12 protein-coding genes and 1 pseudogene are annotated in these 20,617 nt (G+C 60.8%); 7 read left to right on the top strand and 6 right to left on the bottom strand.

The features are described from left to right. Positions 1 to 70: 70 nt before the first annotated feature. From QMG52_RS20125 to QMG52_RS20115, 3 genes are all read right to left on the bottom strand, one after another. A complete protein-coding gene (locus QMG52_RS20125; RefSeq protein WP_283562198.1) occupies positions 71 to 3,856 on the bottom strand; it encodes a helicase-like domain-containing protein in 3,786 nt (1,261 codons plus the stop codon). Between the two features lie 47 nt (positions 3,857 to 3,903). Beyond that, positions 3,904 to 4,245: a hypothetical protein gene (locus QMG52_RS20120; RefSeq protein WP_283562197.1), complete on the bottom strand. Its 342-nt coding sequence runs from the start codon at positions 4,243 to 4,245 to the stop codon at positions 3,904 to 3,906. A gap of 147 nt (positions 4,246 to 4,392) precedes the next feature. Next, on the bottom strand, positions 4,393 to 4,983 hold the full coding sequence (locus QMG52_RS20115) for a recombinase family protein (protein WP_283562196.1): 591 nt from the start codon (positions 4,981 to 4,983) through the stop codon (positions 4,393 to 4,395). Between the two features lie 611 nt (positions 4,984 to 5,594). Between QMG52_RS20115 and QMG52_RS20110 the strand changes: the two genes are divergently transcribed. Both QMG52_RS20110 and QMG52_RS20105 read left to right on the top strand, forming a co-directional pair. Then, complete coding sequence (locus QMG52_RS20110; RefSeq protein WP_283562195.1) at positions 5,595 to 6,806, top strand: IS4 family transposase; 1,212 nt, start codon at positions 5,595 to 5,597, stop codon at positions 6,804 to 6,806. Positions 6,807 to 6,955: 149 nt separating this feature from the next. Continuing rightward, positions 6,956 to 8,208: pseudogene (locus QMG52_RS20105) on the top strand (glyceraldehyde-3-phosphate dehydrogenase); the annotation flags it as partial. Between the two features lie 442 nt (positions 8,209 to 8,650). Here the strand turns inward: QMG52_RS20105 and QMG52_RS20100 are convergent. The 3 genes from QMG52_RS20100 to QMG52_RS20090 form a co-directional block, all read right to left on the bottom strand. Continuing rightward, a complete protein-coding gene (locus tag QMG52_RS20100; RefSeq protein WP_283562194.1) occupies positions 8,651 to 9,220 on the bottom strand; it encodes a hypothetical protein in 570 nt (189 codons plus the stop codon). Between the two features lie 1,321 nt (positions 9,221 to 10,541). Beyond that, complete coding sequence (locus tag QMG52_RS20095; RefSeq protein WP_283562193.1) at positions 10,542 to 10,970, bottom strand: cupin domain-containing protein; 429 nt, start codon at positions 10,968 to 10,970, stop codon at positions 10,542 to 10,544. 196 nt (positions 10,971 to 11,166) lie between these two features. After that, positions 11,167 to 12,657, bottom strand: a complete 1,491-nt coding sequence (locus tag QMG52_RS20090; RefSeq protein ID WP_283562192.1) for a PucR family transcriptional regulator — start codon at positions 12,655 to 12,657, stop codon at positions 11,167 to 11,169. Positions 12,658 to 12,908: 251 nt separating this feature from the next. Here QMG52_RS20090 and QMG52_RS20085 point away from each other — a divergent pair, with 251 nt between their 5' ends. The 5 genes from QMG52_RS20085 to QMG52_RS20065 all read left to right on the top strand — a co-directional run bounded on the left by QMG52_RS20085 (position 12,909) and on the right by QMG52_RS20065 (position 19,825). After that, on the top strand, positions 12,909 to 14,423 hold the full coding sequence (locus QMG52_RS20085) for a purine-cytosine permease family protein (protein ID WP_283562191.1): 1,515 nt from the start codon (positions 12,909 to 12,911) through the stop codon (positions 14,421 to 14,423). Between the two features lie 215 nt (positions 14,424 to 14,638). Further along, the gene (locus QMG52_RS20080) at positions 14,639 to 15,604 is read left to right on the top strand and encodes a zinc-binding dehydrogenase (protein ID WP_283562190.1); all 966 of its coding nucleotides are present in this window, start codon (positions 14,639 to 14,641) and stop codon (positions 15,602 to 15,604) included. A gap of 204 nt (positions 15,605 to 15,808) precedes the next feature. After that, complete coding sequence (locus QMG52_RS20075) at positions 15,809 to 17,899, top strand: acetate--CoA ligase family protein (protein WP_283562189.1); 2,091 nt, start codon at positions 15,809 to 15,811, stop codon at positions 17,897 to 17,899. Positions 17,900 to 17,989: 90 nt separating this feature from the next. Continuing rightward, positions 17,990 to 18,808, top strand: coding sequence for an enoyl-CoA hydratase/isomerase family protein (locus tag QMG52_RS20070; RefSeq protein WP_283562188.1), 819 nt, complete (start codon positions 17,990 to 17,992; stop codon positions 18,806 to 18,808). 648 nt (positions 18,809 to 19,456) lie between these two features. Next, the gene (locus QMG52_RS20065) at positions 19,457 to 19,825 is read left to right on the top strand and encodes a CBU_0592 family membrane protein (protein ID WP_283562187.1); all 369 of its coding nucleotides are present in this window, start codon (positions 19,457 to 19,459) and stop codon (positions 19,823 to 19,825) included. The last annotated feature ends 792 nt before the right edge of the window (positions 19,826 to 20,617 follow it).

Here is a 20,617-nt window from a genome sequence, read left to right as displayed (position 1 = left end):
CCAACGCTACCGCGTCACGCTTATATTCATCAGTGAAGCTCCTGCGAGTGGAACCCATAAAAGTAGTCTCCTACAGTCGGGAACCCGGACCAACCCCCACCCCGTCCATCAAACCGGGTACGCTCCACAGTTGATCCTTGATCTGTTGGTAGGCCGTCCACACCGGTTGTCCGTCCGGGTCTTTGTCTTTTGAGGGAGTGCTCATGTCGCAAAAGATGAGCTGCAGGGCGCCGCGCTGCTCGGAGATATCACCGGAGTTGAATGCTGTCTCGTACTGGTTGTCGCGGTTCGCTTCCCAGACTTTTAGGGTGTTCGCGACAACGTGGTCGATTTTCGTGGCGGACTGCGGCTCGATGTTCACCATGCGCAAATCCAGGGCCGCCTTGCGGCCGTCGTTGTAGACGGTCAGGGCGTTGTCCTGCCCTTTTTGCGCCCAGCCTGAGAGGTTGTCCAGGCGGTGGGCCAACTCGTCCATGTACTCTGCCAGCTCCGGTGGCTGCGGGATCAGGACCAGCTCGGGCTGGCGCTCCCCATCACTGGAGCGCTTCACCAGGTCAGGGGTGGCCAGGTTCAGGTCTTCGGAGAGCTTCACATCCGCGAAGACGTGGAAGGTGCGCAGCATTTCCGGGACGTTCTTGAACTTAGCGAAGCGTGCCTTGTTCTTCAACCGGCCGCCGGCATCCATCTCGATGGCCGTCACGGTTTCACCGAACGTCGCACCCCAGATGTCGAAGTTCTCCACCCCGGCATCTTTGAGGAGGTCAGGGCGCAGGTACCGCTGCATCACGTGCGCCTCGGTCAGGCTGTTGGCGATGGGAGTTCCCGTGGCCATGGTCGCCACGCGCTCACCGTGGGTGGCGCGCAGGTATTCCAGTTTCAGGTGCATGTCGGTCGCACGGATCGAGCCACCGATTTCAGCGCCCTTAATGTTCGTGACCGTACGCAGGTTCTTAAAGTCGTGGGCCTCGTCCACAAACAGATAGTCCACACCCATGTCCTCGAACGTCAGCCCCGGATCGGGGGCCGTGTCCATGAGCTTCTTCATCCGTTCTTCTTCGGCTTGAAGCTTCGTTTCCAGTTTTTTGACCGTGGTCTTGTCTTCCCCCGAGTCCATGGCGTTGGTGATCGTTTCGCGGACGTCACTGATCAGGGAGTGCTGGTATTCCTCGATCGTTTCGGCCCTGACGCCGATGCTCTTGAACGCGGTCTGGGTGATGATGATGCCGTCCCAGTCGTTCGCTGCCGCGCGGGAGACAAAACGCCTGCGGGTGCTGCTGTTCGTCCCGGTCGTCTTGAGGTCATCACTGCCGGCGGAGAGTAACCGTGCCTGCGGGTACAGCTCCAGCCACTCGCGGGTGAACTGCTCCAACATGTGGTTGGGAACCACGATCATCGGTTTGGTCGCCATGCCCAGGCGTTTGAGTTCCATCGCCCCCATAACCATCTCGGCCGTCTTCCCGGCCCCGACCTCATGGAAAAGCCCCACGGCCGGTTCGGAAATAATCCGGGCCACGGCGGTGCGCTGGTGCCCGTGTGGGGTGAACGAGGCGGCGAGCCCGGGCAGGGTGAGGCGCTGGCCTTCCTGGGTGTAATCGCGCAATGCGATGGAGTTGAACCGTCGGTTGTATTCATCAATCAACCGGGTGGCCCGCTCTGGTTCCTCCCAAACCCATTCCGAGAAGCATTCCTGCAGCTGGTTGGCCGATTCCTGGGCAGCTTCGGTTTCTTCAAGGTTGGCAACCTGCTTGCCGTCATCGTCCTTATCTTCAACCTGGATGCTCTTTTGTTCCAGGATGCTTTGCAGCAGGTCCGGGGCGGGCCGGCGCTGGGTTCCCCATTCGCTGGTGGCCTTCAACGAGCTGCGGTTGGCCTTCACCCGCCAGATACCACTGCCGACGCTCGTCACCGTCGCTGACCGGTCGCCCAGGGTTTCGCGGACGAATCGCTGATGATCCGCAACGCTGATCCAAACAGCACCGAGTCTGGCTTCAACATCTTCCATGCCCACGGGAACCGGTTGTACCTTTTCAAGGGCTGACACGTTGGTGTTCCACCGCGGATCCTCACCCGCAGCCGCCCGGGCCGCGTCGAGCTTAACCCTGACATTGCCCGACAGATACTCCGGCGCCGTCACCAGAGCCTCGGCAGCCGGGTCGTCAAAGACGAGCATGCCCAGCTGCTCCCGGGCTTCCTCCGGTGTGCTGCCCACCAGATCGGCAATGACGTCCAGGTCAGGGGCACCATAGGTGTCCAGGCAAATAGCCAAGGCCTCATCAATGGTGTCGGCACCCAACACGGGCTTGCGTACCTGCACCTGGCGGTGCCGCAGCAGCCCGCCCAGGGAAGCTTCCTGTGTTTCATCGTTAAAGTTTTCAAGGGCTCCCGGAAGGCTTCCGAAAGGGTCAACCTTGCGCAGTTTTGCAACTGCAGTCGGAGAAATGCGGGTGAGGAGTGTTTCGCCCGTTTCCTGGTCAATCTTCTCCCGGAGCGTGTAACGGTTGACCGGGCCGTAATTCTCAACATAGCTGTCGTAGCTGGACACAAGGTCCGCCCGCTTCGTCGCGAGTTCAGGCGTGTCATTCCGATCGGCTGCCTCCATCTCCATCAAGGCCCGCGCGCCGTCGCGTAGCACCAACAGCTGTCGCAGTTCCACCGCGTGGGTCTTCGGGAACGTGAAGGGAGTGGGAGCACCGTTTTCAACGATGCTGAACGAGCCATCTATCTCTGCATTAATTGTTCCATCCCATGCAGCTTGGCTGGTGTGCAGGATGGCGGCCGGCTGTTTGCCGGCTTCGGTTTGGCTGGGGCGGTGGCCTCGGTCTTCGGCCAGTGCTTGGGTCGTGATTTCCTGCAGCCGCTCCCCCAGTAAGGCCGGCGCGGCGGACAGGTCGCCGTCGGCTTTGACGCTGACCGTTTCCGCGCCATACATTCCGGTTCCGATAGTGATCCTGCCAAGAACGTTGTGCGGGTGAGTTGCGAAGTAGTTGTTGATCTTGATGTTCGTTCCATCAATGATCAAGGGCCCCACGGTTTCCCAGTCGGTGTTGGCCGGCACCCGTCCTGGCTCACGCTTGCGGAACATCAGGACATCGGTGAGGGCATCGGTGCCGGCTGCTCGGCGGTGGGCTGCGGTGGGCAGCCTGACGGCTCCCACAAGGTCTGCCATGGCGCTCATGTCTCGTCTCGCTGCGGGGTTGGCAGCATCCAGGGTGAAGCTGGAGGACAGCACCGCGACGTAGCCACCGGGTTTGACGGCTTCCAGCGACTTGATGATGAAGTGGTTGTGGATCGAGTGGTTGTTCGGGTTGAATGTCTTGTCGTACAAGGCGGTCTTGCCGAAGGGAACATTGCCCACGGCCAGATCAAACGATTTCTTCTGTAGCGGGGTGTCCGCGAAGGACTCGGCGCGGATCGTTGCCTGCGGGTAGAGCGCCCGGGAAATGGAGGCGGTGAGCGGGTCCAGCTCTACCCCGGTCATCTGCGCCCCGGCCGGTGCCATGCCAATGAACGTCCCCGACCCTGACCCCGGCTCGAGTACCTGCCCGCCGGTGAATCCCAGCTGTTCAACCGCTGACCACATCCGGCGGACGATTCCGGCATCCGTGTAGTGGGCGTTGATCGTTGTCCGCGAGGCCGCGTCATACTCTTTATCGGTCAGTACCTCGCGTAGCTTGGCACGTTCCTGTGCCCAATCGTCCTTGTCGAAAAGCTGCGGGACCGCTCCCCAGCTCGACCATCGGGCAAGGCTGCGCTGTTCCTCAACCGTGGCAGCACGCTGCCCGGACTCCAGGACTCGGACAATCCGGATGGCTTCATAGTTGGCCGCGAACCGGGCCTTCTGCCCCGATGGGGCCAAATCAGCCTGGGACGCTGGCCGGAATGACTGGCCTTGCGCTGCGGGCTCTACTGTTGGCTGTTCTCCCGATCCAGCTCGCTGTCCGTCCCGTCTGTCAGGGGTGTGAAGTCTTCCATCTCCTCCGGCTCCGGGGGCAGGGACGAATAGATCATCTCCTGGTACACCATCTCCCGCGCCCTGAGCCTGGCCATATTCGATAGACCGATGAACTCCATCGGGGGTTGGTCCAAGGTTCGTTGGGGCAGCAGTTCCTCTGTCCTGTTCCAGATTTGTTCCTGAATCTGGTCCCCCAGAGTCGAAAAGTACTCCTCGGGATGCTGGATCTGATTGAACGCTTCCGGGTCGTGGTTCTGCATCGTTTCCATGGCGTGTCGCCCGTGCGTGTTCATTGCGTATCTCCTCCGGCTCTGACCACAGTGAATCCAAACTCATTTGGCCGTCTATGTCGTACTTGGTCTTTCTGCGTGCCACGCCCGGGTCCCCTTTTCAACGGATATTGCTACCACGGTAACGGGGCGGGGCGGTGTTTGGCGTCTCTACTCCAGCTTTTTGCTGCCTTCCCTCAACGACTTCCGCTCCTTAGCTAGCTCCCGGACGACCGTGGACTCACTGACCCCGATGGTGCTGGCGATCGCGGCGATTGTGCGCTTTTCTGTCCGCATACGATGGGCAGTTGTTGCCTTATCTGGTGTCATTTTTGTTGGCCGGCCACCCGTGCGGCCACGCGCTTTGGCTGCCTTGAGGCCATCCATCGTCCTCTCCCGCAATCGGTTCCGTTCGTACTCAGCCAGTGCAGAGAATATCTGGAAGATCATCAATCCATGGGATGTTGAAGTATCCAGATACGGCTCCTTCAACGAACGAAAACCAACCTTCTGCTCTGCCAGAGAGGACACGATGCTTGCGAGGTCGGCCGCGTTGCGGCCGAGCCTGGTCAAGTCATTGACCACCAGCACGTTTCCGGGCTGCAAGTAAGCCCGGCATTCTTCCCAGGCCGGCCGCTCCTGAGTGGCACCCGAGGCCTGATCGGAAAAGACTTTGAAGGCCCCGACTTCCTCCAGCTCATCCAGCTGCAAATCAAGGGACTGGTCAGTCGTGCTGACCCTGGCGTAGCCAATCAGATTCATGTCCCATCTCCTCATCGTCAACAACGGTACAAACCATGAATTGACTATATTAGTTTCCGTAGTCGAGTTCTGACATATTTTAAGTCGAAGAAACCAGCCATGTCCAGTGTCATTTTCAGGAGTCGACTGCACGGAATATCAGAAGCCGTCTGCACTGCGATTGCGTGTCCGCAAGCGGAACGCTCTGTGGCGCGGTTGCCGCCGTCCAGGCGCAGTATTTGTGGCAGGTCTAGGGAAGGTGGTTGTTGATCCAGCGCAGTGCTGGGCCGATGACGGGGCGCTCGTGCCAATGGTGCTCCATGATAAATTCCCGGCCCCGCCGAAGAACTCGTGCCTGCCACCGGCACCAAGGACCCTGGTTTTCTGCCATCCGTTCCCGGGCTCTTCGGCGCAGCGAGATGGTGCAGTTGACGCAAACCCCGACCTCGGGCCTGGCCCCTAGGCGGAGGATGTCTGCTTCAGGGAACTTTCGGCCACAGCACCAACACAATTGTTGCCCGGCCTCGCGGCCTGGATCCGTTGTCCTCATGGAAGCATCATTGCATGTGGCCAGCGTGACCGGCCTAGCTGCAATGCCGTTTACTTAGGATTTTGTCTGTTAATCTTTTTTTATGGCACGTAGCGGTTGGGTGAAGCCCGAAAGTTCTGAACGGTTGAGTGATCACGTCTCTCTGGGCGTGCTGACGCGTGTCTTCGCCCCTGATGTGGTGGACAAGGTGATCGCCCGGACCGGTGCCGGGCAGCAGCGCACCCGGCTGCTGCCGGCGCGGTTGATGGTGTACTACGTGATGGCGATGGCGTTGTTCTCGGCCGGGTCCTATGAGGAGGTGATGCGGTCGTTGCTGGCCGGGCTGGACTGGATCACCGGGCGCTTCGACGGCTGGGTCATGCCGACGAAGGCCGCTATTTTCAAGGCCAGGACCAGGCTTGGCTCCACGGTCATGATCGAGCTCTTCACCGAGGTCGCCCAACCGCTGGCCGTTGCGGGTGGTCCTGGTTTCTACAAGTCATGGCGGCTGGTCAGCGTGGACGGCACGACCTTGGACATCGCCGATACGACGGTCAATGAACGCGCTTACGGCCGTCCCGGCACCAAATCCGAGGCCAAGAGCGCCTTCCCGCAGGCCAGGGTCCTGGGTCTCGTGGAGTGCGGCACGCACGCTGTGATCGGGGCGGTCGCTGCCAGCTGCACGACCAGCGAGCACGACATGTATCCGGCCCTGCGCCACCGCCTGGATCCGACCATGTTGCTGATGGCCGACCGCGGCTTCTTCAGCTACACGGCCTGGAAAGACAGCGCCGCGGACGGGGCGCAGCTGTTGTGGCGGATGAAGACCTCGGCCCTGCTGCCCGTGGCCCAGGAACTGCCGGACGGATCATATCTTTCGGTCCTGTATCCCGATACCAAGGGCCGCCGGAACAAAACCGGTGCGATCACGGTCCGGGTGATCGAATACACCGTCACCACAGGTGAGAGCACGAGCGAATTCCGGTTGATCACCACCATCCTGGACCCCGAAGGGGCACCGGTGGAGGACCTGGCCGGGCTCTACGCCAAGCGTTGGGAAATCGAATCATGCTTCGACGAGCTTAAGACCCACCAGCGCGGACCATCGATCGTGCTGCGTTCCAAAACCCCGGACGGAGTGCTCCAGGAAATCTACGGATATCTCTGCGTCCACTACGCGCTCAGATCCCTGATCGCCGGCGTCGCCCAACACTTCGAGGAAGACCCCCTCAGGATTTCCTTCACCAGGACCCTCCGGGCTGCCAGGCGTTCCCTCGCCGACAGCCCGGCCTTTCCCCCCTCACCATCACGCTAAAAACAGCTTCGTGGCCTTCGCCACCGAAATCCTCCACGAGCTGCTCCCCCCGCGAAGACCCAGAACCAACCCACGGGCCATCAAACGCAAAATGTCCAACTGGCCACTCAAACGAATTCCCAAACCTAAGTAAACGGTATTGCCTCTAGGCGCATCGCTTCGCGCGCAGGATCAGTAAGGACGAATTGCTCCTGGAGGAGACTGCCCCTTTGCTGAACACATTGGCGCAGCTGAAGCTGGGCTCGGCCGCGATCGACATCGCGCGCCTGAACCAGAAGTTCAAGGAAGAGGGCAACGGTGCAACCCTCGAGGAATTCCTTCGTGCCGAGCTCACCGAGATCGTGGGCAAGAGCGGCGGTGACGACCGTACCAGCACCGACGTCGTGCTCTACGGCTTCGGCCGCATCGGCCGGCTGCTGGCCCGCCTCCTAATCGAAAAGACCGGTGGTGGCCATGGCCTGCGCCTGCGCGCCATTGTGGTCCGCCGCGGGTCCGACAACGACCTTGCCAAGCGTGCCAGCCTTCTGCGCCGCGACTCGGTTCACGGTTCCTTCGAGGGCACTATCCGGATCAACGAGAATGCCGACATCATCACGGCCAACGGGGTCCAGGTGCAGGTCATCTACTCGGACAACCCTGCCACCATTGACTACACCGCCTACGGCATCACGAATGCCCTGTTGGTGGACAACACCGGCCGCTGGCGTGACGCTGAAGGACTGTCCCAGCACCTTCAGAGCAAGGGTATTGCTCGGGTACTGCTGACCGCTCCGGGCAAGAGTCAGCTGAAGAACATCGTCCACGGCATCAACCACGGCACCATCGAAGACACGGACCAGATCGTGTCCGCGGCGTCCTGCACTACGAACGCCATCACTCCGGTCCTAAAGGCCATCAATGACAGGTTCGGCGTGATCCACGGCCACGTGGAAACTGTCCACTCGTTCACCAATGACCAGAACCTGATCGACAACTTCCACAAGGGTGACCGGCGCGGCCGCTCCGCCGCGCTGAACATGGTGATTACCGAAACCGGTGCTGCCCAGGCAGTGGCCAAGCCGCTGCCCGAACTGCTGGGTAAGCTCACGGGCAGCTCCATCCGGGTCCCCACTCCGGACGTTTCCCTGGCCATCCTGAACCTCAGCCTCCAAAACGGAACCACCAAGGACGAGGTGAACAACTACCTTCGTGAGATGTCACTGCACTCGGACCTGCGCAAGCAGATCGATTACATTGACTCACCCGAGGTGGTCTCCACGTCTGGTACGACAACGAGTTCGGTTACAGCTGTCAGGTGGTCCGTGTCATGGAGGAGATGGCCGGCGTTAACCGGCCGTCGTTCCCCGTGACGGATGTCGTTCAGGAGGCCATGTCGGTGCTTGCCGCCCTGGGATCGGCCTAGCATCCGTCCGCCTCCATCGCTCATGGAACAGGGCGGAACTCTTCAGGAAAAGCTTTTGGCATGCATTCACCTGCGCGCCAAAACTCACAAACCACGGTGTCAACACTAAGAATGGTATGTGGGTGCCGGGGGCTGTTGCCTGTCCCGCTTTGTCAACTGACCGTCGTATCTTCGTTTGGATCTGTCGGCAGTGGTTCCCGGTATCTATACAGGTATTAACACGCACAAGGACATCCATGGGGCGGCGGTCATCGACCATCTGGGGCAGCTGGTGGCAACCCAGTCCTGCGGCATTATGCCGATTCATATTTGGATTTGTGGAACTGGATGCGGTCCTTCGGCGTGATTGCGGCCGTCGCTGTCGAGGGCACAGGCTCTTACGGTGCAGGAGTGGCACTCTACCTCACGTCACGGGGCGCAGTGGTCAAAGAAGTGAACAGCCCTAACCGAGAGTCAGCCGATTTGCCAGGGACAGACCCATGAATATGCATCCTCCGGCAAAGCAGCCGAATCCGGCCTTGAAGCGGGGAGAGTCCACTTTGGGCAGGAAACGCAGATGGTTTGCTGCTGGCTCGCCGCAGACCCAGATGATGAAGCCTGAACCTGCCCATAAGAACAGCTGCATGCCTGGCTGATTGGCGTGGGCGGGAGGCAGAAGGTGGTTCGTTGCGTCGACGTGGCTGCTTCTGAAGCCGACGACGACGGCCGTCGCCGCCACAGCGACGGCCCACCGTCCGCGCACGAGGTAGTGCCGCCGTCGTACTCTGTCCGTAAAAATGGCGAGCACCGTGGCGGTGTGAAATTGCCAGAAGCTGATCAACATGGCGATCACGAGGACCAGGCCGATATGGTTGCGGCCGCCGATTAGCGGGTCCGTTGCGTCGTAGACGGTGGGGATGAAGAGAGTGCATGCGACCGCGGCCAAGAACGTCGCGCGACGGCGGACATCGACCAAGATCCGCAAGTTCTCTGGGCCCGGGATTCCGCAGTACACCCGCATATGCTCAGACATAAGTTCGCAAGGCATCCCTTGGAACGGCTCGTCCGTGACCAGGTCCCCGCCGGAACTCACCGGGTCCGAGGTAGAGCTATTGGGTGGTGTTGAGCGCAAGATTGTGTGCTGCCCTCTCTGTCGCGGCTCAAGGTAACGCAGGTTCCGCAGCAGCTGTCGTGAACCAGTTGCTGTGGGAACAGGATGTCCGGCAGTGCTTGCCGGCGCATGCCCGGGGCCCTAGCAATTTGACTTTTCCACCTCGAACGCCTCAACCGCCGAGCGATGGGCTGGTGACTTCATCGTTGCGATCGCCATGCTCCTTTGCAGTGCCGAGGCCGAGCACCTCAAACCCTGTGGGGCGATCAGATTGATCCCTTTTTGCCGATCCAATATTGACCCCTGGCGAGGACCGGGGCGGCGTGGCGGTTGGCTCGTGCCGGTCACCGGAACCAACGCATCGTATCCGCCGCCCGGGCACATTCGATGAATGTCGAATTGCAGTCGTGGGGCTATATCCGCTCCCAAGCCGCCACCTGCACCTCATGCTCGCGTTCCCCAATTGCCGCTACTTTGAACAGGCCATGCCATTGGAACGGATGGAGTACGCCGCGCTTGACCCGATCCGCATAGATTCCAACGGACTTGTGAGGGCATCGGACAAGCCTGGATTAAGCGTTGACCTTGACTGGGAACTGATCGAAAAGCAGGCCTGGTCAGATACACGCTCCGATTACACCGGAGCTGTCCTGCTGAAAGCGGGGCCCTACCATCAGTTGGTAGGGCCCCGCTTTCAACTTCACTGGACAAATCCCGGCGAATCCTTTCGCCGCCACCAGAAGCGAACGAGCCCTCAGGGAAGATCAGGCAGCGGACCTGAAAAACGGAACCGAGCCACCGATCCAATTCATGTGGCTCCGGCATGTAGAACGGCGACGAGGAACTCACCGTCTCCTTCGACGACGGGCCGGCGATGCGAGCCTCCGTAGATTTGTCCTACGGTGAAACCTACATCCTTCAGAGACTCCTGCAGCGCTGAACATCCGCTGACGGATGAACCTCTATCTCTGCAAGCGCGTAGCCGGAGTGATGGGCACATGAGGCTTCTAATTCTGGGTGGTGCTGCCTGGCTTGGTTATGAGGTTGCCCGCCAAGCGCTTGAGCGAGGGCAGGAGGTCATTTGCGTTGCCAGAGCAGCGTTATGGCTGTGACAAACATTTCTTCCTTATGTTTAGGGGTTTTCGCCTTTAACCGCCCCGCCCTGTTCGTCTCTCCTATTGAGACGCTGGACGTTCGCAAACGACGTTGTTCATGTGTTTGCCGCAAACATCGAAGAGAGTCCCTATGCAGGCCTATTCGCGGAAAAGGTTGCACGTGCGGCCTGTGCCAGCTTGGCGGAGCCGAAATTCGAATAGTCCGCTGTCCCCGGGTTTCCCCAGACGACCAGTAATTTGAGCGGCCCGTTGCCGGTATTGCGCAAATCATGGCTCGTCCCAACGCGGGCTAGCACCGAATCTCCAGTAGCTATGTCGAAGGTCTCGTCATCGACGCGCATGCATCCAGTACCTTCTATGACGATGTAGATCTCCTCCAGCGGGATGTCGTTCTCCGTATGGGCATGCATACCTTCGAATCCGCCCGCTGGGATTTCCCAGGTCTGCACCGCGACCGGCAACTCCGATTGGCCATAGAAATGCCATTGGATACGCACCGGCGAACCTTCGTGGAGCTCATAGCCAAAGTCATGGTCACCGGATCGTTCAAGCATCATAGTTCCTAGGTCCATTGTGGGTTATCCACGGGTAGCCATCTGGAGTTGGGTGGAATGGTTCTGTGAGCGGGTTCCAGGACGACGTTTCCACAGAGAATAGCAGACGCCAGGGGACGCTTGGAGCCATAGACCAAAATCGGTTCAACATGGCGGCCACGTCCCGCGGCCACATGGGGGTATTGATTGGGTCTGGTCATTACGGATTCTTCTCCTCGCCGATAACGCGGAGTGCGAGCACCGCTAGCCACAGCTCAGCGATGTCTGCGGTGCTGGCCAGCCGGCGGCCGCTGAGGGACTCGATCTTGTTCAGGCGGTAGCCGAGGGTTTGCTTGTGGATGTTCAAGACGGTGGCTGCTTGTTTCCATGAGCGGTCGCAGGAAAGGTAGACCTCGAGGGAGTGAACGAGTTTTGTTTCATGCTCGCTGTCGTAGTCCAAGATCGTGCCCAGCACCGTGCGGACCAGGTCGAGGGCCTCGGTGACTGTTCGCGGGAGGAACGGCGGGTGTGTGCTGGCGTAGTCGACGTGGCCTCCCCCTTGCGAGCTTGCGCTTTCCAGCGCCCATTTCGCGGCGCGTACTCCGTCGTTGATGTGTGTAAGTGCATGAATGACGTCGGAGGTCCCGATCGCGAGGGACGGGCTGAGAAGATCAACGAGGGTCGGGATGTCCTGACGGCGGAGCAGGATGATCTCGTGTCCGTTGTCCTCGGTCATGAGATAAGGGAAGTCCTGGTCCATCAGTAGGTGGTCGGGGGCGAGGTATCCCTCTGGCAGGGCTGCGGCGACAAGTCCATCCCTGAAGAGGCCATATTCCTTGAGCTGCTGGGTCGCGGACTCGCTGTCGAGCCGGCCATCGATCAGCTGGCGCATCAGATCCGAGGAGCGTTGTCGCCGTATGTCGTAGGCGACACTTAGTCGCTCGATCTCTATCGCGATCAGGTTCGCTACGTGCAGAACGGCAAAAGGGTCCATCCGATGCGCTTCGTTGTCGAAGACGACGAGAAGGGCCGCTCGACGGCTGCTGGGTACCGGGAAACAAGTCACCGACTGCTCTTCCAAATCGATATGTAGGCGGCCCGGAAGGCGCTTGACGTCTGGCGTGGCCTGGGCAACTATCGCCGCACTAACGCGTGGGTCGACCGGTTCGGGGGTGGGGAAGATTGGTGTGCCTGACGTGGCGTCGAGCACGTAGACCCGGTGTCCGAGTTCATCGGCGATCCGGCCAAGCGGCAAATTTCGGGAAGTGTTCGCAGGGTCGCTCAGCACAGTGCTTAGACGGGACAGCCTGCCCAGACGATGCAGTTGTTCGTGCTGGTTGGCGCTGGCTACTGCACGCGCAATGACGGAGTAAGGGGTCGCGTTGCCGGAGCGCAGCACCGGGAACGAGAGTTCGTCGGCGGCCTTGAGCATCGCTTGGGTGATTCTGGGCATTGGCGGTTCACCATGCACCACCATCCCGGCGACGCCTGCCTGTGCGAGCGTGCGGATGAACATGGCCTGCTGTTCGGCCCTGCGTGGTACGCAGTACCCGATGGTCAGGAGTAGTTCTTGCGGCCCAAGCCAGTCCCAGGGGTCTGGCATCTCGCAGGCGTGAGCCCACACCACCGGCTGGTCCAAGCCCTCGGCTCCGGCAAGCAGGTCGGTAGAGATTTGAGGAATCTGCAGCAGCTCACGCAATGACAACGACATGTGGCTTTTTCATCCAATCTTGACCAGAAAAATCACCGCCGGTGATGTTCTCAACAGTTCCTGCACGTGCTCGGAGGATCTCATATCGAAACACTGTCTGGGGAGTTTTTATCATACTCCAGCACAATGCATCATTGGCTGTGTTGATGCCTACGATGTGATCTACACCACGGCGTGATTGCGTTGGAAGCGATCATCGTTACCCTCCACCGGTCGCGTAGTTTCGTGGTTTTACTCGAAGGGAAAAATCCATGACTATGCCAGATTTTGGGCCTCACGTCTCGTCGCTCGACGGCGATCAGGTTCCCGCTGACGGGCGTCTTGACCTGTCACCACCCTTGGGGCGGATCGCTCAGGTCGAATCCCGGTCCATCGACTACGTTCCGCTGTCGGAGCGGCATGGAAAGGTTTGGCACCTCTTTCCGGTCTGGTTTACAGGCGGCGCGCAGTTGGCAACCGTTGCGACCGGGGTCATCGGTGTAAGTTTGGGAGCAAATCTGCTGTGGTCGATGATCGCGATCGTCGCCGGGTGTGCCTTCGGCACGTTCTTCATGGCCTTTCATTCGACCCAGGGGCCCCAGCTCGGCCTTCCCCAGATGATCCAGTCACGACCGCAGTTCGGTTACATGGGGGCGCTGGTAGTATGGGTCGTTGCGCTCGTCAGCTATGTCGGGTACAACGTGTTCAACCAGGTGCTCGCCGGTCAGGCGATGGAAGACATCGCGCACGTGCCGCCGATTGTCTCCTATGTCGTGTTCACGGCGCTGGCCCTACTGCTGGCTATCGCCGGTTATGACTGGATCCACAAGGCCCAGCGCTGGCTGTCTTTCCCGCTTGTCGCCGGCCTTCTGGTCGCCAGCGTTGGAGCCCTCATTATGGTGCGTCTACCGGCGAGCCAGTTCGATCTGGCCAACTTCCAGGTGACGCCCTTCCTCGCCCAGTTCATCGCCGCGGCCGCCTACCAGCTCAGCTGGGCCATCTACGTCTCGGACTACTCCCGGTACCTGCCCCCGACCGTCCCGATCCGGTCCACCTTTTGGAGCACCTACACCGGCACGCTCCTCGGCGGGGCGTGGGTCATGCTGCTCGGGGCCGTCGCCGCAGTGCTAAACATGCAGCTCGACGTGGTACCCGCGCTGCGTGCCCTCGGAGACCACGTCTTCCCGGGCTTCGGGACTCTTCTGCTGCTCGCTACCATTCCTGGCCTGATTACGATCTCATCGCTGAACTTCTACGGCGGGTCCCTGACTCTGTTGAGCGTCAAAGACTCGATCAAGAAGCTGCGCCCGACCACTGCGGCCCGGATCACGGCACTGGTAATCATCGCCGCCATTTGCTTCGTTCTCACCCTGACCGCCACTAATAACTTCCTGAGCAACTTCAGCAGCTTCCTGGGTTTGTTGTTCTACCTGCTGACTCCGTGGACGGCGATCAACCTGATCGACTTCTACGTGGTGCGCAAGACGCACTACTCGATACGGGAGATCTTCAACCCACGGGGAATCTACGGGCGGTGGAGCTGGCGGGGACTGCTCGCGTACGGAGCCGGGTTCGCCTGCATGATCCCGTTCTTCAGTACCTCGTGGTTCACCGGACCTGTCGCGCACGCGCTCAACGGCATGGACCTGTCCGTTTTCATCGGTCTGCCCGTCGCGGCCGGCGTATACCTGATCGCCTGCATATCGCTGGACACGACAAAGGAGGCCCAGGAAGCCTTGGCAGCCGACGCCCTGATGCTCGCTGAAGGCGAACTCGACGACCTCTAGTCCGGGTTATTCCGCCCTCCAGATGACGACTGTGGCACGCCATCCGCATCCTTGGAAAACCGACGTTTGCCCCACCGGGTAAGGAAACCCGATGGCTGACATCGTGCTGTATAGGACCGAGTCCATAAAAGCGGGAGCACTTCAGATCGCCAGCGGATTTCAACCGTTTCTATAGCAAGATCACTTCAATAAAATCTAGGGAAAGGCCCCTTCTCATGCTTGCTGCTTACGCCAATGCCATTAATGCCAACGATCCTGTGTCGGGTCTGGTTGTCGCCGACCGGCCCGAACCCGAACCACGTGAAGGCTGGACAACTGTCACCGTGAAGGCGGCGGCGTTGAATCACCATGACCTGTGGACCCTGCGAGGGGTGGGTATTCGCGCTGATCAGCTGCCCATGATTCTCGGCGGGGATGCGGCCGGCATCGATGAGGAAGGCAACGACGTCGTAGTTCACGGCGTTGTCACCTCGCCGGGCTGGGTCGGAGATGACACCCTTGATCCGAAGCGGTCGCTGCTGTCGGAAGTCTACGACGGCACCTTGGCGGAAAAGATTCTGGTGCCTCGACGCAATTTGGTGGCGAAACCGGCCTCCTTGTCATTTGAAGAGGCCGCTTGCCTTCCGACCGCGTGGCTGACTGCCTACCGGATGCTGTTCATCAAGCTTCGGCTTGCGCCTGGATCAACGGTCCTGGTTCAGGGAGCTGGTGGCGGGGTGGCGACGGCCGCGATCTCGTTGGGGAAAGCCGCGGGCCTGCGTGTTTGGGTGGTGGGGCGCAGCGCCGCCAAACGTGAAGCTGCTCTTGTGCTCGGGGCCGACCAAGTATTTGAGTCCGGCGTACGACTGCCTGAACGGGTGGACGCCGTCATTGACAATGTCGGGGAGGCCACCTGGGCGCACTCATTGAAATCCCTCAAGCCCGGGGGTGCGATCGTGACGTGCGGGGCGACTAGTGGGCCCAACCCGCCCGCGGATCTGAATCGTCTCTTTTTCCTGCAGTTGCGGGTCTTGGGATCAACGATGGGCACCCGAAGCGAGCTCGAGCAGCTTCTGTCGCTGCTGGACACCACCGGTCTGCGCCCGCAGATCGACTCGGTCCTTCCGCTGGCCGATGCCGCGCTTGGACTGAAGAAGCTCGACAGTGGTGATGTTCAAGGAAAGATCGTGATTATCCCCTAGCAGACCATGGAGGTTGCGGAGGATTCCGGGCACGGCCTCCGCCATCTTTGGATTCCTGCCACCGACGCTAGTGCAACTGCCTCAGGCCGGCTGAACTGGCAGGCCTGGGGTGGATGGACTGAGATGCTCGCCTGACCGCTTCTGTCCGTCCTGGCCACTTGACCAATCAAGGCTAAACACCCCGCTTTAGATGGAGAACTTTCGATGACCCCCGCCGCCAGTACCCCGCTTGTTTATCGCAGGAACCTTGCTGCGCTATTCGATCCAACCTCGATCGCCATCGTGGGAGCGAGTAACGATCCCGGGAAGTATGGAAATTGGCTTGCCGTGCGCGCGTTGCGGGACAGCGCCCGCCGCCAGGCCTATCTCATTAACAAATCCCGGCCGACGATTCTCGGTCATCCTGCCGCCCATAGCCTGGCCGCACTGAAAGGCCAGGTTGATCTTGCGGTGATCGCTGTACCCGCGGCTGGTTTCGACGAGGCCGTGGATGACGCCATCACCGCCGAAGTCAAGGCAATCGTGGCGATTACCGCGGGCCTGGGCGAAACGGGCGCTGAGGGACTGGCACGCCAGGACGCGCTCGTCGCCCGGCTCAGGAGGGCAGGAATCCCCATGCTGGGCCCGAACTGCCTTGGCGTGCTGGACAACACGACAGGACTCGATGCCACAGTCAACGATTTCCGCCCCGGCTCCGTAGCGATCATCTCCCAGAGCGGGAACGTTGCGATTGACCTGGCCGAGCACCTCTGTGAACAGGGACTCGGAGTGTCCCGCTTCGCGAGTTTGGGTAATTGCGCGGACCTTGACGTCGCCGACCTCATCGACAGTTGCGTCGATCACGAGGGCACCTCCGCCATCGCAGTTTATTGCGAGGGGTTTAAGGACGGTCGTAAGTTCGCTGCTGCCGCCGCCCGCGCCGCCCGCGCCGGCAAGCCCCTCGTTCTGCTGTCCGTTGGCCGCGGTGCAGCATCCACCCGCGGGGCGGCCTCGCACACCGGGTCCCTCGTCACCTCACATGTTGTCCTCGAAGCCGTCTGTGAGGCAACAGGTGCCGAACTCGTTTCCAGCCCACTGGAAATGGCAAACCTTCTCCAAGCCTTGGTGCGCACCCGGCCCCCCGCCGGATCACGTGTGGCGGTATTGGCCGACGGCGGCGGCCACGCTTCTCTGGCAAGCGACAGCCTCGAAGAAGCCGGGCTGCAGGTCGAAGAATTTTCCCACGACCTCTCGACGCAGATCGCCGGCGAACTCCCACCCACCGCCGGGATTTCAAACCCCATCGATATCGCTGGTGGTGGCGAGCAAGACATTTCCTGCTTCGCACGGGTCGTGAAACGACTGGTAGCCAGCTGCGAGTCGGACTCAATCCTCATGACCGGATTTTTCGGCGGCTACAGCGACTATGATCCCTCAGTCCTGGATGGTGAGGTACAGGCCGGCCGCGACATCGGCTCCCTCGTGGCCGGGTCGGGGGCCAGCTTCGTGGCCCAGACCATGTTTTCCGACTCGGCCCCGGTGGTTGCGCTCCGTGAGAGCGGGATTGCCGTCTACCGCAACGTTGAGCACGCGTCGTGGGCGATGAGCCGACTGGTCCGCAGGCACCAATTCGCCCCTCAACCGCTACCGGTGCTTCCGGCACCAACAGCAGCTCCGCTGGTGGTGACCGGATACGGCAGGGCGCGCCGTGCATTGGCGGCAGCGGGTATTCCTTTCAGCCCTGCATCGGAGGTCACCACCCTTCACGAGCTCAAGGCCGCAGCCGCCAACCTTCACTACCCACTGGTCCTCAAAGCCTTAGGTGATGAGCACAAATCCGACAGCGGCGGGGTCATATTAAACATCCCCGACCTTAACGGGCTACTGACCGCGTGGCACGATGTGCAGGCTCGACTCGCACCGCCGAGCTGCTCGATCGAGGAGATGGCTGACACTGACGGGGCGGTCGAACTGATCATTGGTGTCCGTCGTGACCCAACCTTTGGCCCGATCGTGCTCGTGGGCGTCGGAGGTGTCTACACAGAGCTGCTCAAGGACACCCGGTGCGCACTGGGCCCCATCACCACCGAGCAAGCCAAGGAGCTGCTCCTCTCCCTCAGAGGCGCCGCCCTCCTCACCGGATTCCGGGGGAAACCGGCGGTTGCCATCGATAAAGCCGCACAATTGGTCGCGACCCTGTCACGCTTCGCAGCCGAGCATCCCGAAATCGACGAGATTGAATGCAATCCGATCGCGGTCACCCCCACCCGGGCACTCGCCCTCGACGCACGCATCATCCTCCACCAAACAGCCTAGCCTCAAGCCGACGAACCATCCCTAGGAACCCTCGACATTCCCGCCAATGTCCAGGGACCTGCCCCACAACCGACGAAGGACCGGAATCAAATGTCTGATGTAGTGCTCTACGAAACCAATGGGCCCGTTGCCACGATCACCCTCAACCGCCCCGAGAAGCTCAACGCCATCAATGCCGACATGCTCGACGAGTTCGACAAGCGGATCACCCAGGCGACTGCTGACGACTCGATCAAAGTCGTCCTCATCGCCGGAAGCGGGCGTTCATTCTCCGCCGGCTTCGACATGACCGACGAAATCGAGAGCGGGACCGAGACGCCACTTCAATGGCTCCCGGTGCTGCGTCGGGACTCAGAGGTCAGCATGCGTTTGTGGTCCCTGCCCAAGCCCACCATCGCCGTAGTGCAGGGACACTGCCTCGGCGGGGCCTGTGAAATCGCCATGGCCTGCGACATGGTTGTCGCAGCCGATGATGCTCAGTTCGGCGAGCCCGAAATCCAATACGGGTCCGGACCGGTCACACTGCTCATGCCCTTCGTGCTCGGCCAGAAGAAAACCAATGAACTACTCTTCACAGGTGACACGATCGATGCCGGACAGGCCCTCCACCTTGGTCTAGTCAACAAGACCGTGCCCCGGGAGGACCTCGGCTCGGCTGCACTTGAACTTGCCCTGCGCATCGCACCGACCCCCCTTCCGATCCTGCAACTGACCAAGCAGGCACTTAACCGCGCCTACGAAGCCAAAGGACTTCAAACCGCCGTCAAGGCAAACATCGACATCTCGGCCATGATCAACGGAGCGAACACCCCCGAACAACAGGAATTCGACGCGGTAGCCTCTGCGGACGGCCTCAAAGCGGCACTCGCTTGGCGCGACGAACGCTACAGCAGCGCTTCCAAATCCTGAAACGGGTAAGCCCAGGGCTCCAGACGAAGGGGACCTCTTGGTCGGGCTCCTAATAAGTCATGTCCGCCCATGCGTTTGGTGCAGGCCAACGGCCGGCGGACGGCTCCCGGAAAGGACAACCGCGGAGGGTGCCAGCCAGGAGGCGAGTCTCGGCCGCCAAATGGCCTAATACCATCATCACCCTCGGGAGTCCGGACTGCCCCGCAAAGCGATTGTTATTTCAGGCGGCAGACGATCCAACGATCGTGGTTTTCTGAGTGCCAACGGGACGACTGCAGGCTGGTTGTGCCTGAACCAGAAGCTGCTGTCACCCTGTGAAGAGCGCCCGTGATGCCACCGCCGAGGCCTCCCCCGAGGCAGTCCAGTGGACGTTCCGGGCAGGAACAGCTTGACTTGCTCGCACAACGGGAAACCCTGACCCACCCCTTCTATGGGGGGCCGGTGCCGGACCTCGCACCGACAGGTTGTCCGAACCAGGGCAACCCTAGGGCTGGATCAGAAGCTTCAGCCACGCAGACCCTGTGGGCGCCCCGCCCCCGAGTGTCGCCTTTCCATCGCCTGGAAACCCGTGAATACCCCCCCTCGGTTGACGGTGTGGGGCCGCCAACCATGCCAAACCCTCCAAGCGGATAAGGAACAGCCTGGACCATGTTGAACAACGTTGTTGAAGCCCTCGGATGGATCGGCGCTCTTACCTCCTTCGCGGCGTACCTCTTGTTCTCACTGAACCGCATCTCCAATGGATATGTCCTGCAAGCCGCATTTCTCGGGGGAGGAATCTTCATGGCCATCAACGGCATCTACCATGACGCCCGGCCCTCGGCGATCACCAACCTAGCCTGGTGCAGCATCGCCAGCCTCACCTTGATCCGCCTCGCACGCAGTGTGCCATTCACCGCAGCCCAACCACAGGAATATCCACACGACCCGCTACTGCTTCCAACTGCCGACACACCACTGTGCGCATGTACCCAGACAAACTATGAGGACATTGACGGTGCCCAAGAATCACAATAGGGCCCGTCAGCAGTACGTTTGGGTATGAGAGAGCGGCGGCGGTTGGTCCTGTCAAGGGAACTCTTGTTGAGACTTCCGGCCCTGCTGGGCCGGTCCGCGGGCCTGCGGTCTTGATGCGGAGAAGCCGGGAGCGGATGCCCCGTTCGACAGGGGTGCAGATCGATGACGTGCTTGTGTTGATGTTCATCTCGTGCCATCCTGTGCCGTCGAAGGAGGCGCTGTTCGCTCTGACGCTTCGCATCACGCTGGCCTAGAAGACGCTGGCCGCCGCATGGGTGCCGTTCGCCGTGCCGGAGCCTCATGAGTTGGCAGTGTGGCTCGGATCCGTATTTCAGGTCATCTGGCTGATCTTCCCTGAAGGCTCGTTCGCTTCCGGTGGCGGCAAGTGGCTTCGCTGGGATTTGCCCGGCGAAGCTGAAAGCGGGGTCCTACCAACTCATGGCAGGGCCACGCATTCAGCGGGACAACTCCGGTGTCATCGGAGCGTGTATTTGACCAGGGCCTGCCTTTGGATTAGTTCCCAGTCCAGGTCAACGCCCATAGCCCCCGCGGCAGGGCTCGACGCCCCGCTTGGCGACGACTGCTCTCATGAGGCGTTGCCGTCGGAAGGGCCCGACTCCCAGGACGCTTAAGCCCCACCGCCCGGTGTGCCCGGTCAGGAGACTTGTTGCGCGTCGCAGTGGATGACCGTGGGTGGTCGCGTTGCCTGACGACGGGCCTGATTTTTCTGGGTTTCTTGGTTTGGTCCTTGACGTTCTTCGTTGGCGGCGTCAGGCTGACGACAGGTCCTTG

This window comes from Paenarthrobacter sp. PH39-S1, from assembly GCF_030063245.1.
GTDB lineage: Bacteria > Actinomycetota > Actinomycetes > Actinomycetales > Micrococcaceae > Arthrobacter_M.
The sequence above is the reverse complement of the archived record's forward strand: the minus strand, read 5'-3'. Positions and strand labels throughout refer to the sequence as shown.

What these genes read in the sequence shown, in the direction of transcription:
- QMG52_RS20070 (WP_283562188.1), top strand. Translation starts at nt 17,990, where the DNA reads ATGTCTGATGTAGTGCTCTACGAAACCAATGGGCCCGTTGCCACGATC.
- QMG52_RS20065 (WP_283562187.1), top strand. Translation starts at nt 19,457, where the DNA reads ATGTTGAACAACGTTGTTGAAGCCCTCGGATGGATCGGCGCTCTTACC.
- QMG52_RS20120 (WP_283562197.1), bottom strand. Translation starts at nt 4,245, where the DNA reads ATGAACACGCACGGGCGACACGCCATGGAAACGATGCAGAACCACGAC.
- QMG52_RS20110 (WP_283562195.1), top strand. Translation starts at nt 5,595, where the DNA reads ATGGCACGTAGCGGTTGGGTGAAGCCCGAAAGTTCTGAACGGTTGAGT.
- QMG52_RS20075 (WP_283562189.1), top strand. Translation starts at nt 15,809, where the DNA reads ATGACCCCCGCCGCCAGTACCCCGCTTGTTTATCGCAGGAACCTTGCT.
- QMG52_RS20090 (WP_283562192.1), bottom strand. Translation starts at nt 12,657, where the DNA reads ATGTCGTTGTCATTGCGTGAGCTGCTGCAGATTCCTCAAATCTCTACC.
- QMG52_RS20115 (WP_283562196.1), bottom strand. Translation starts at nt 4,983, where the DNA reads ATGAATCTGATTGGCTACGCCAGGGTCAGCACGACTGACCAGTCCCTT.
- QMG52_RS20095 (WP_283562193.1), bottom strand. Translation starts at nt 10,970, where the DNA reads ATGATGCTTGAACGATCCGGTGACCATGACTTTGGCTATGAGCTCCAC.
- QMG52_RS20100 (WP_283562194.1), bottom strand. Translation starts at nt 9,220, where the DNA reads ATGTCTGAGCATATGCGGGTGTACTGCGGAATCCCGGGCCCAGAGAAC.
- QMG52_RS20085 (WP_283562191.1), top strand. Translation starts at nt 12,909, where the DNA reads ATGACTATGCCAGATTTTGGGCCTCACGTCTCGTCGCTCGACGGCGAT.
- QMG52_RS20080 (WP_283562190.1), top strand. Translation starts at nt 14,639, where the DNA reads ATGCTTGCTGCTTACGCCAATGCCATTAATGCCAACGATCCTGTGTCG.